Raw genomic sequence first — 11,739 nt, forward strand, 5'->3', positions numbered from 1 at the left:
GTACGGCCAGGGGCGCCGGGGTGAGCGGGCGTGGCCCCTACCTCTTCTTCACCTTCGCGCTGGTGCTGCTGGCGGCGCCACCGGCGCCCGGAGGCTTCCTGCTGCCTCCGAAGAAGAACGCGTTCAGGTGCGGATGATCCTTCTTGTTGACCTTCTTGCCCGACTTCTTGGCGGATTCCTGCTGCCCGGCCGGCTGCTGGGCGTCTGAACCCCTCCGCGGAGGGGAGTCGCCGGTGTGGGCGTCGACCCGCGTCAGATCGGCGCCCTCGTCACCGTAGGAGCCGGCCGAGCGGGTGCTCGGCGTCGAACGGCTGGTGCGGGTGCGGGTGGGCGGGTTGAAACTGCCGAGGTCGGCGACCGGCGCCGTCGGAAAGTCGAAGGTCTGGTCGCCCCCGTAGTCGGCCCCGTTGTCGTCGTAACCGAAGTCGTCCGCCGCCGGGAAGTGGAACGCGTCCAGGGTCTCGCTGAGCGCCGGCATCGGAAGGCTCTCCGAGATCGGCGGCAGGGTGGTGGGCGCGGTGGTGTCGAAGTACCCGGACGTCGAAACGGGCGGGTACACGGTCGGGCCCGAGGACGGGTCCATGTACTGGTCGACGGTCGTGGCCGGAAGTCCGCCGAAACCGGGTGTGGTCGCGTACGACTGCGCCCGGGACAGGCTCGGAGTGGCGACCGCGCTGGAGCCCCGGCGGCCGGGGAAGATGGAATCGGTGTCGCTGCCCCGCTGCTGCTGCTCGGCCTCGATCGCCTCCAGCCTGGACATCAGCGACGCGGCCGAACCCCTGCGCCCGGACGAGGACGCGCGTCCCTGCCCCGAGGTGTTCGTCTGCGTCCTGGACAGGTTCGCGGGGCTCTCGGAGAGGTCGGGGCCCGGTCCGTCCGGGTGGGACAGCACGAACTCGACGTCCTGGCTGCTGTTGGACCACCTGCGGCGGAAGTTGTCGAGGGTGGTCTGCACACCGGCGCGGTTGCGTTCGATGGCGCGGGCGACGTTCTGGGTGACGAACTCCCGCTGCTGACGCGCGGCGTACGAGTCGGTCCGCGTCACCTGGGGCAGGTGGTCGAACTCCTGCTGCGACCGTACGTCGTAGTGACCGACCTGCTCCAGCAGGCCGGTGTCCGAGTTCCTGCGGATCACGTTGACGTGCAGATGGTCGACCTGGCCGTCCCTGATCAGGTCGTTGAGCGCCGGCCACTCCACCGACCGCAGGACGCACTGCTCCGGCAGCCCTTCGAACACCGTGGCCTGGGCGACTCCGCGCGTACCTCGGGCGAACTCGGGTGACATCTCGCCCCAGAGCTGCCACAACGAGGGGGACCACTCACCGCGCGGGGAATCGAAGCCGTACGTCAACTGGTCGAACACGCCGGCTCCGACGCCCCCTTCGAGGGTGTCGCCGAGCTGTTCCGCCGGACGCGAGGTCGACTTCACCCAGAAGGCCGTGTTCTCGGCGGACGAGGCCGCCACGTCCCGCCGGGCCTGCGCCAGCTCCGCCGGGTCGGCGCCGCGGTTCTCGGTGGCCCAGGCGGCGGAGACACGAAAGGCGTCCACCGCCCGGAACGCGTCCATGAGCTCGGCCCGCGCGGCGACCGACGCGGCCCGGTTCTCCCAGCCGGAGTTCGCGGGCGCATTGCCCACGCGGATCCACTCGCCCTCCTGCCTCATCACGTCGGTGAAGTTGAGGTAGGCGTTGCGGACCTCGTCCGTGCCCACCACCGCCCCCCACCGGTCGATCCGGTCCAGGCCCCTTTGCACATCGCGGTTGAACTTGTTCTCGTTCCACGCCATCCGGTCTTCCTCCTTGCCTCGTGGACGGACGCCGGTGCGCACACACCGGCGCGTTATGGGGGCGCGCCGCCGCTAGCGCCGTCGCCCCGGCCGGGCGGTGTTGCCGCCCGGCGGCTGCGCGGACCCCGCCGCGCGCCGCTCCCGGTCGGAACCCTGCGGGGTACGCCGGGTCGAGCCCGCCGACGGCGGCCGGTGGAGCTCGGCCCCCTGCCCCAGCGGATTGACCGGCAGCGGGGTCACCGCGGGCAGGAGCGGGCTCACGGGTGACACGGGCGGGCTCACGGGCGACGCGGGGGCACTCGTACGTGAGTCGGGGAGGATCGTGCGTGAGTCGGGAGAGCTCGTACGTGAATCGGGAGAGCTCGTACGTGAGTCGGGGGACGGCGGCGGCGCCGGGACGGACGGGGTGACCGGGATGGCCGGAGTGGCCGGGTCCCGCTCCTGGGCAGCCGGTCGCTCCATGGAGGCGAGAAAGCGATCCCAGTGGTCGAGGACCGGTTCGTCGACCAGGACGTCCGCGTCGCCGCGGTCCCGCGTGTCATTCCGGTCGTGCGCCTCTTCGCGGGCCGGTCTCTCGGAGTAGGCCGGGGGTCCCGGCGTGAAGTCGGCCGCGTCGCCCGGCTCTTGCGGGTCCGGCCCGGCGGACGGCGCCACCTCCCGCAGATAGGCGTTGTTGGCGTACTCGACGAGGAACGAGTCCCGGCCCGCGGCGACATCCCGGTCGTAGGCCCGCAGCCATCTGTCGTCGGTCCTGATCCTCTCCAGGACCGTGTCCTCGAACGCCCGCCGGTGCTCGGGCGGCAGCTCGCCGACCGCCCGGACCAGCTGGTCGACCGACGAGAACTCCCGGTCCCGACCTCGATCCTGCTGCCGCTCAGGGCCGGGCTCCCGCTGCCGTTCCTCCGGCCGTCCGTCCGACTGCCCCCACCCCGCAGATCCCTCGGACAGCTGCTGCCCGGCCGCTCCCGCCGGGCCGTTCGGAGGGTCGTACCCTCCTTCTCCCGCTCCTCCCCCGGACCTGCGGCGGAACCTCCGCCGCATCAGCCGCGCCAGCCTCCGCATCCACTCGGCGAGCAGCCGACGGGTGTCCTCCCAGGCCTGCCGGGCGCGGCCGGAGTGCTCCAGCCTGAGCAGGGCGTCCGTCATCCGGCTGACGTCGAGGGCGGCGTCCGCGGCGGAGTCGGACGACCGGCTTGCGTCCCGGGGGCCCGGGCTGAGGTCGGACATGGCGCCCCTCTCGTGGGCCGGAGATGCCGATGGCAGGCACAACGGACCGTGCGGGGCGCCCGGTTCAACCGGCCGTTGAACCGCCCCCGGCGCGGGCGCGTTACGTCCTCACCCCGGCCGGAACCGAGCAGCGAAGAATGGACGTGCCGACCATGACCACCGAGACACCCGCGGCCCCCGCCACCGCACCCGAGCACCACCGCGACGAACCGGCCACCGAGCCCTCAGCTCCCGGGAACCAGGACGCGCCCGCCCCCGTACCGGAGGCGCCCGCCCCACCGCGGTTCATCCTGTATCTCCAGGGAGCCGAGTACGGGCAGACGCTGCGTCGGCTGACCCTGTGGGTGCACAACGTGCTGCTCCCGGTGTACGGCCGGGAGGTCACCTCCACCGCCCCCTGGTGTTCCCGCTGGTGGGAGCACCATGAGGCGGTGGCGCAGCTGCACGCCCTGTGGCTGGCCTGGGGGGAACTGACCGGCCCCGACGGGGGACACACCGGTCCTGCCGCCTGGCACCGGGACTTCCTGGGCCCGGCGATGGCCACCCTGCGCGACCCCCAGGGCCCGTTCGCGGGCTGCAAGCCCGGCGGTCACCGGGCCAAGGAGGCCCCGCCGGTGGACGCCAGGGACCCGTTCGGTCCGCGTCCCGGCGTGGCCTGAACGGAACGCGGCCGCCCGCCGGATCGAACCGCTCGGCGGCCGGACCCGTTCCTGCCTCCCGTCGACCGCCCACAGCCGGGCGGTCCCGCACGGAAGGACGGCACGGAACATGTCGACACCGCAGCAGGACACGCCCGCGCAGCGGCAGCAGGACACCGAGCCGCCGTACATCCCCACGGCCCAGGCCCCGTCCATGCCCTCCCTGACCGCGACGGCCCCGGCGATGGACTTCCCCACGTTCCCGGCCGCCTGGGCGCCCGACTCCGCAACCCTGTTCACGGCACCCGTCGCCCAAGGCGCCGGGCGGTACTCCCCGTTCGACACCGGCCGACCGCCGGCCTCCCCGACGGAGCGCACCGCGCAGGGACCGGCCCCCCGCCCCGCGGTCGCCGCCCACCGCGCCGACCCGCGCCAGGGCGGCAGACAGGCCAAACGCCGTTGATCCCGATCGACCCCACGGAGCTTGAACCGCGGCCGGACGCCTCCCGTTGTAGTGGCATCCGGAACGCCAGGAAAGGAAGGGCATGAGCCGGGACGAAGAGACGGACGACCCGAAGGTGCTCTCGGTGGTCATAGCCGCCGACGGCTCCGCCGCCATCGACGGCGTGCCCGTGCCGGTGACGGCGGGAGCCGCCGTCGACGAGGTGATCCTCGACGCGTTGCACGATCACGCGAGCAGGCGGAACTCGCCCGTCACGGCGGCCATTTCCGACCCGGCCGTGGCGGACGTGACCTATGTCGAGGTCGCCCCCGACGGTTCGAGCAGGATCGTGGAACGGCCGCCCGCGCCGGAACCGGCGGCGAGCGAAGCGCCGGTCGGGGCGATGGCGGAGCCCGTCGCGGCCGGCGTCGGGCGCAACGACGTACCACCCGAGAGCGAAGGCACGGACGAACGCACGGACGACGACGAGGGCGAGGGCGAGGGCGAGGGCGAGGGCGAGAACGTAGACCGAGGCGCGCATCCGCTGCCGCAGCCGCCGCCTCCGGCCCGGCGCACCCCTGTGCCCGGCTCCCTCCTGCGACGCCCGAGCGCCGCCGAGGGGAGGACACCGCGTCAGTCGGACGACGAGTACCGGTCGGCGGGTCTGCTGCACCGGCCACTGATCGTCGGGCCGGTGGCCCTCGGTGTGGCCGCGCTCGTCATCGTGCCGCTGGTGATCACGGGCGGCGGATCGGACGACGGCGGACAGCAGAACACCGCCGCCGGCGCGAGCGCCGAGCCGAGCCGTTCGCGTACCGGCCACGACCCGGCGGGCGGCGGTACGACGCCGACGGCGACCGGCTCCGCGACGCCCGGCCCGACGCCCTCCGCGACCAGTACGCCGCCGAAGGCCGAGGACAAGCCGAAGCACACCTCGCCCGGCGGCGCGGCCGGGGCCACCGCCACCGTGACCGTGCGGCCCCCGAAGGCGACGGCGACCGTGACCGCCGCGCCCGCGAAGGAGACGGCCGCCACCGTCGTGAACCGGCTCGCCGCGAACGACCCCGGGCGGCACATCTGCTACCGCGCCTACGTCTCCGGAAAGGGCTGGCAGAAGCCCGTGTGCGACGGCACGGTGGCCGGTACGACGGGACAGAACCGGGCGATCAAGGCGCTGGACATCGCGGTGCGCGGGACCGGTGGCGTGGCCGCCAACGCGTTTGTGCACAACCCGGCCTCGACCGACGGGAAGGGCGTCTGGAAGCCGCACTGGACGCCCAACACCGCCGACGGCAAGGACATCTACATCGGCAGCACCGCCAAGGGCGCCCCGGCCATGCTGGGTTACGCCATCAACATCGGCAGCGGCGGCCAGGTCTGCCAGACCGCCCATGTCCACAACATCGGTTGGAACTCGACGGGTTGTGTCGGACCACGCCCCGCGTACATCTTCGGCGGCACCCTCGACAACGGCCTCTGGCTGGAGGCGGTCAAGTTCACGGTCTGATCCGTGCTGGGCACGTATCTCGACGGTCACCGGTCGTAAACAGTTCATGACTGACACCCCCTTGACACAGGCGGTGTCACTAAAGTCCGAACCGTGAACGGAACGAACACATCCTCCTTACGATTCGCCGTACTTGGTCCGGTACGGGCCTGGCGCGACGGCCGGGAACTCGACCTGGGCTCGCCGCAGCAGCGGGTCGTGCTGGCCGCGCTGCTGCTGCGCCGGGGGCGGGCCGTCGCGCTCGCCGAACTCGTCGACGCCGTCTGGGGGATGGAGCCACCGACGGCCGCCGTGTCCGTGCTGCGCACCTATGTCTCGCGCCTGCGCAAGACGCTGGAGCCCGACCGCGACCCGGACGTCCCGCCGCGGACGATCGTCTCGGTGGGGGACGGATACCGGGCCGAGGTAAAGGAGGACGCTCTCGACCTGGCCGCGTTCGAACGCCAAGTGGCGGACGCGGCGCGGGCGTCCGCCGCGGGCGACACGGCCGCCGCCTCGGTCCTGCTGCACCACGCCCTCGACGGGTGGCGGGGCATGGCGCTGGCCGGACTGTCCGGTCCGCTGGCCGAGGCCGAGCGCTCCCGGCTGGCCGAGGAGCGGCTGAACGCGCTGGAGCGGCGCCTGGACCTCGACGTCCGGCTCGGCCGCCACAGCCAGGTGGTCTCGGAACTGATGTCGCTGACGGTCGAGTTCCCGCTGCGCGAGGAGCTGTGCCGGCTGCATGTGCTGGCCCTGTACCGGTGCGGCAGGCAGGCCGAGGCGCTGGCGGCCTACCGCAGGACCCGCACGACGCTGGTGAACGAGCTGGGCATCGAGCCCGGCGCTCCCCTGCGGGACCTGCACGCGCGCATCCTGGCGTCCGACCCGACCTTGGCCGCCACACCGGCACCGCTCCCCGCCCCGACGCCCGCGTCCGCTCAAGCGCCGATCTCCACTCCGACGCCTGCCGCCGCCCGGAGGCCGCTCACCGCCCCGGCGGAGGTCCCGGCTCAGACACCGGTCACCACCGGGACGCCCGCCTCCGCTCAGAGGTCGCTCCCCGCTCCGGCCCCGGGCGCCGCCACCGCCGCTGATGCCGGGCCGCGGCACCCCGCGGACTCGCCGGCCGTGGGGCCGCCCGCCCGGGGCGTCCCGCACGGCAGGGCGGCCTCCGCCGGATCTGCGGACACCCCGGGCACGGCACGCAGCGCCACCCGCGAAGACCCCGGGTCCACCGGCCCCTCCCCCGCCGAGACCCCCCGACAGCCCGCCGCCCGGCCGCCCTTCTCGCCGCGGCTCGCCCAACTCCCCGCCGATCTGCCGTCCTTCATCGGGCGGCGGGCCGAACTGGAGCGGGCCCGGGAGCTGCTGCCCCTCGACGGGAGCGCTCCCGCCACGGTGCTGATCAGCGCGATCGGCGGCATGGCGGGCGTCGGCAAGACCACGCTGGCGGTGCATCTGGCCCACCAGGTGGCCGCTCACTTCCCCGACGGACAGCTCTGCATCAATCTGCACGGCTTCGGCCCGAGCGCCTCGGTGACGCCTCCGGCCGAGGCCGTCCGGGTCCTGCTGGACGGCCTCGGCGTCCCTCCGCAGCGGATCCCTGCCGGGCTGGAGGCCCAGACGGCGCTCTACCGCAGTGTGCTCGCCGAGCGGCGGGTGCTGATCCTCCTCGACAACGCCCGCGACAGCGAGCAGGTCCGCCCACTGCTGCCGGGTTCGCCCGGCTGCCTCGTCATCGTCACCAGCCGCAACCAGCTCACCGGCCTGGTCGCGGGCGAGGGAGCGCATCCGCTGACGCTGAACCAGCTGACGCCCGCCGAGGCCCACGAGTTCCTGGCGCGCCGGCTCGGACCCGGGCGGCTGGCGAAGGAGACGGAGGCGGTGCAGGAGATCGTCGCGCGGTGCGCCCAACTGCCGCTGGCCCTCGCCGTGGTGGCCGCCCGAGCGGCCACCCACCCGGACTTCCCGCTCAGTGCCATCGCCGAGGAACTCCGCGACAGCCACGGCAGCCTGGACGCGTTCACCGGGGACGACAGCATCGACGTACGGACGGTCTTCTCGTCGTCGTACGAAGCCCTGTCCGCGCCGGCCGCGCGCCTGTTCCGGCTGCTGAGCCTGCACACCGGCCCGGACATCTCCACGCCCGCCGCGGCCGCCCTGGCCGGGCTCGCCCCGCGGGAGGCGCGTGGCCCGCTCGTCGAGCTGACCCGCGCCCACCTGCTCACCGAGCACTTCCCCGGCCGCTACACCCTGCACGACCTGCTGCGCGTGTACGCCGCCGAGCGCGTCCAGGCCGAGGAGAGCCCGCGGGACCGGGAAGCGGCGGTGGAGCGGCTGCTGACCTGGTATCTGCACACCGCGGACGCCGCCTACCCCCTGATCACCCCGAAGCGCAGCCGGGTCCCGCTCGAACCCCCGGCGGCCCCCTGCCGTCCCCTGTCGTTCACCACCCACGACCAGGCCCTGGACTGGTGCGAGTCCGAACGGCCCAATCTGGTCGGCGCGGTCCAGCAGGCCGCCGCGTCCGAGCTGACGGGGATCGCCTGGCGGCTGCCCGCCGTGCTGTGGGGGTTCTTCTACCTGCGCAGCCATCTCAGCGACTGGGCCAACACCACCCGCACGGCGCTGTCCGCCGCCCGCGCCGCCGATGACCGTCACGGCGAGGCGCGGGCCCTGGGCGACCTGGCCGCGGCGCTGCGCAGCGCTGGCCGTTACGACGAGGCTATCGACCACTACCACCGGGCGATGACCATCCACCGCGAACTCGCGGACTCGGAGGGCAGGCGGCGGGCCGTGGGCAACCTGGGCGATGCCTATCTGCACGCCGGTCAGTTCGCCAAGGCCGTCGAGTACAGCCGCCGGGGCCTGGCGCTGGACCGCAAGGTCGGCGACCTCTGGGGTGAGGGCATCGCGCTGAGCAACCTGGGGGACGCCTACCAACGGCTCGGCCGGTACGACGATGCCGTCCGCTGTCTGGAGCAGGCGCTGACCGTGCTGCGCACCGGCGGCAACCGGTGGGTCGAGGGGGTCGCCCTCGACGTGCTCGGCACGGTCCACCATCGGCTGGGCGCCCATGACCGCGCGGTCGACCACTACGAGCAGGCCCTCGCGACCCACCGGGACATCGGGAACCGGTGGGGTGAGGGCGACACCCTGGGGCATCTCGGAGACGTCCAGCTGGCCGCGGGCGACGCGGCAGCGGCCGACGGCAGCTGGCGCCAGGCCCTGGCGATCTTCGCGGAGTTCGATCACCCGGACGCCGAGAAGATCGAGGAGAAGCTGAACTCGCTGCCGCTCACGGCCCGGTAGCCCCGGCCGGTTCGAACCCCGGAGGCAGCGGCAGCAGTGGCAGCAGCGCGGCGGGCGGCAGGACCGTGGGAGGTTCCGGGGCAGGACCGGCGGGCTGCGTTCGCTGTCCGGGTCGCGACGCGGGGTCTTCCGCGTCCGGCCCGGTCCTGCGCCGGCTCATGAGACCGCGCGGCCCCAGCCGCGGACGATCGTAGGGGGCGGAACGGTACGGGGCGGAACGGCCGGACGGTTCCGGTGACGCGAACGACGATGTGGACATGGGGATCCTCCCCGGCTCGACGACCGGCCACCGAGACCGGTCACGACCGCACAACGGCTTCCGTGGGCTGGACGGTTCACCGTCGACCCGGACCTCCCCGGCCTCGGCCCCGAGGGCGGCGGCACCCGCTCACCGAGGGACGGGCAGCACAACTACGGTTGCCCGCAAGGGCGTTCATGCGATCGGCCAAATTTCAACCTTGTGGGCCCGTGCCGCCCGCGCATCAATGGGAGCCAGGATCCGACGGTCCGTCAGATCCGGCGCCCCGCGGTGTGACCGCACCCACCCGGACGGGGTCACCACTTCCACATGGCATTCCCACGTAACGGGAAGGAAGCCCGATCCATGAAACGATTAGCCTCAGGTGCGGCACTCACGGCCGGCATCCTGGCCGCCACGGCGCTGGCCTTCGCACCCTCCGCATCCGCCGCCGTCACCCCCGGTTCGGCCACCATCACCGCGAGCTGCGGCCTCTTCGGCGGCGGCGCGGCCACACTGACCGCGACCCAGGTCAGCAGCACGTCGGCCACCATCACCCTCAGCTCCACCGGCATCACCACCCCGCTCGCCCTCTCGGCGAACTCCATCAACTCCACGCTCACCATGACCAACTCCACGGGTGCCAACCGGGTCTTCAGCGGCACCGTGAACCCGGCCATGCCTGCGGGCGGGGCGGTCACCGTCGGCCCGCTCCCCGGCACCGTGGCCGTCGGCGACAGCCTGGACTTCTACAAGGGCTCGCTGAAGATGGTCATCTTCGGCATCACCGTGACCTGTACGTCGAGCGCCGCCCAGTCGCCAGGGCCCTTCGTGTTCAGCTGAGCCGACTGCGGGTGGAGCACCTCGTTCGTTCCTGATGCCGTGAAGACCTGCGGACTTGTCGGTCCGTGAGGTTCCCACGGCATCCCAGGACTGCCGGCGGGCCGTGGACAGGCGGCCTCCCGGCCGTCCCGGTGCAGGCCGCCCGGCCGTCCCGTCCCAGCACAGGGCGGCCGGTGCGCTCAGGTCACCTCCGCCAGTAGAGGTGATGCTCGACGCCGCTCGCGCTGGGCACGGCCTCATGATGGAACCGGTCGTCCAGGTCGTCGGGTGAGTCCCAGAGCCGGAGCCCGGAGCCGAGTTCCACCGGTGCGACCGCGATGTGCAGGGTGTCGACCAGGTCGGCGTCCAGGAACTGGCGGACGGTGGTGACCCCGCCGCCGAGTCGGACGTCCTGGCCCTGCGCCGCCTCCTTCGCCTGTTCGAGAATCGTTTTCGGGGGGCCCTCGACGAAGTGGAAGGTGGTGTCCGAGAGCGTGAACGACGGGCGGCTGTGGTGGGTCATGACGAACACCGGGGTGCGGAACGGGGGCTCGTCGCCCCACCAGCCCTGCCAGTCGTGGTCCTGCCAGGGCCCGCGCTGGGGGCCGAACTTGTTGCGCCCCATGATCTCGGCGCCGATGTTGCGGGGAAAGTCGCGGGTGAAGTAGTCGTCGAGTCCGCGGCTGCCGCCGGGGTCGGTCCGGTTGGGCCAGCTGGCCGTGGCGCCGGCCCAGGAGAACAGCCGCTCGGGCCGGGGCAGGCCGAAGGGTTCCTCCAGGCTCTGGGCCTCACCGGGACCGGCCGCGATCCCGTCGCGCGAGACGCAGAAGTTCATCACTCTCAGTAGCTGGTCTGCCATGTCTCCTCGTTCGGTTCCTGGCCCGTCCCTCGTACGGCGACGGGCCCCACATCAGGATGTCGAACGAGGCGTTGCCGGATCGACAGTGCCCGGCAACTCTTCCCGGAAGTTCCCGCCCGAACGCCGCCACGGCGCTGCCGTCACCCTTTCCGGTCTCCCGGCGAGGGCTGTGGCACCGCCGCGGTGGCGGAGATCGGGACGGCTACGACCTGCTCGTGGACCTGGCCCATGCCCGGAGTCAAGAACGGCCTGCGGGAGGCCGACGTCCGCTTCAACACCCACGACTACGACTTGACGAACAAGCCGACCCAGCAGTTGCTCGAACGAAAACGACATGCGCTCCGTCGGTACTCATGAGGCAGGACACGTCTTCGGACTCGGACACGTCGGCTCGGGACACGAAAACCTCACCATGTAAACGAACTCGTTCCTGTGCACGACGAAAGCGAGGACGCTCGGCAAGGGAGACGTCCTCGGCCTGCGTAGCATCTACTGAGGAGTTTCGATGAGCTGGGTCGGGCGAGTCATGGCACTGGCAGCCGTGATGGTGTCAGCGGTCGCGTGCACGGCGGGAAGCAGCAGCGACGGCGAGGATGCGGGATCCTGCGCATACCGGATCCTGTACCAGGACCGTACCTACCGCGATGTTGCGAACGTGGAGTTCACGGTCGGGGAGAAACTCGGCGCCGCCGCCGAACCGCCCTGCGACGACACCGGCGGCCAGGACACCTCCGAGACCGCAGGGACGACGGAGACCGTCTACGAGGTCGACGGCATCTCTCCCAAGGTGGCCATCGCGGTCGGCGACACCCCTGGCGAGGCCAAGTTCGTCGCCGCCTACTCCGGCACGACGCTTCCGCCCGAGGTGAAGAAGCTGCTCGACGGCTCCTGACGCCGAGACCCCGGGACGGATGTCCGGCCGGGGCGGT

General features: G+C 72.6%; 10 protein-coding genes. 7 read left to right on the plus strand and 3 right to left on the minus strand.

From position 1 onward, the window contains the following. Window positions 1-37: 37 nt before the first annotated feature. Window positions 38-1,786 carry a hypothetical protein gene (locus ABT085_RS36430; protein ID WP_351618090.1) on the minus strand — a complete coding sequence of 583 codons (1,749 nt, stop codon included), beginning with the start codon at window positions 1,784-1,786 and terminating at the stop codon, window positions 38-40. 72 nt (window positions 1,787-1,858) lie between these two features. Continuing rightward, on the minus strand, window positions 1,859-3,013 hold the full coding sequence (locus ABT085_RS36435) for a hypothetical protein (RefSeq protein ID WP_351618131.1): 1,155 nt from the start codon (window positions 3,011-3,013) through the stop codon (window positions 1,859-1,861). A gap of 152 nt (window positions 3,014-3,165) precedes the next feature. Between ABT085_RS36435 and ABT085_RS36440 the strand changes: the two genes are divergently transcribed. From ABT085_RS36440 to ABT085_RS36460, 5 genes are all read left to right on the plus strand, one after another. After that, complete coding sequence (locus ABT085_RS36440; protein WP_351618133.1) at window positions 3,166-3,672, plus strand: DUF4913 domain-containing protein; 507 nt, start codon at window positions 3,166-3,168, stop codon at window positions 3,670-3,672. A 109-nt stretch (window positions 3,673-3,781) separates the two neighbouring features. Beyond that, the gene (locus ABT085_RS36445; protein WP_351618136.1) at window positions 3,782-4,114 is read left to right on the plus strand and encodes a hypothetical protein; all 333 of its coding nucleotides are present in this window, start codon (window positions 3,782-3,784) and stop codon (window positions 4,112-4,114) included. 82 nt (window positions 4,115-4,196) lie between these two features. Further along, the gene (locus ABT085_RS36450) at window positions 4,197-5,600 is read left to right on the plus strand and encodes a hypothetical protein (RefSeq protein ID WP_351618139.1); all 1,404 of its coding nucleotides are present in this window, start codon (window positions 4,197-4,199) and stop codon (window positions 5,598-5,600) included. 93 nt (window positions 5,601-5,693) lie between these two features. Continuing rightward, complete coding sequence (locus tag ABT085_RS36455; RefSeq protein ID WP_351618142.1) at window positions 5,694-8,891, plus strand: AfsR/SARP family transcriptional regulator; 3,198 nt, start codon at window positions 5,694-5,696, stop codon at window positions 8,889-8,891. Between the two features lie 604 nt (window positions 8,892-9,495). After that, a complete protein-coding gene (locus tag ABT085_RS36460; protein WP_351618145.1) occupies window positions 9,496-9,972 on the plus strand; it encodes a hypothetical protein in 477 nt (158 codons plus the stop codon). Between the two features lie 184 nt (window positions 9,973-10,156). On the opposite strand, the gene ABT085_RS36465 is transcribed toward ABT085_RS36460, so the two are convergent. Beyond that, window positions 10,157-10,810: a dihydrofolate reductase family protein gene (locus ABT085_RS36465; RefSeq protein ID WP_351618148.1), complete on the minus strand. Its 654-nt coding sequence runs from the start codon at window positions 10,808-10,810 to the stop codon at window positions 10,157-10,159. A gap of 228 nt (window positions 10,811-11,038) precedes the next feature. Here ABT085_RS36465 and ABT085_RS36470 point away from each other — a divergent pair, with 228 nt between their 5' ends. Both ABT085_RS36470 and ABT085_RS36475 read left to right on the plus strand, forming a co-directional pair. Continuing rightward, complete coding sequence (locus ABT085_RS36470) at window positions 11,039-11,167, plus strand: hypothetical protein (RefSeq protein WP_351618151.1); 129 nt, start codon at window positions 11,039-11,041, stop codon at window positions 11,165-11,167. A gap of 148 nt (window positions 11,168-11,315) precedes the next feature. Beyond that, window positions 11,316-11,702, plus strand: coding sequence for a DUF6281 family protein (locus tag ABT085_RS36475; RefSeq protein ID WP_351618158.1), 387 nt, complete (start codon window positions 11,316-11,318; stop codon window positions 11,700-11,702). The last annotated feature ends 37 nt before the right edge of the window (window positions 11,703-11,739 follow it).

Origin of the sequence: Streptomyces sp. NPDC002265 (assembly GCF_040296125.1) — a bacterium.
GTDB lineage: Bacteria > Actinomycetota > Actinomycetes > Streptomycetales > Streptomycetaceae > Streptomyces.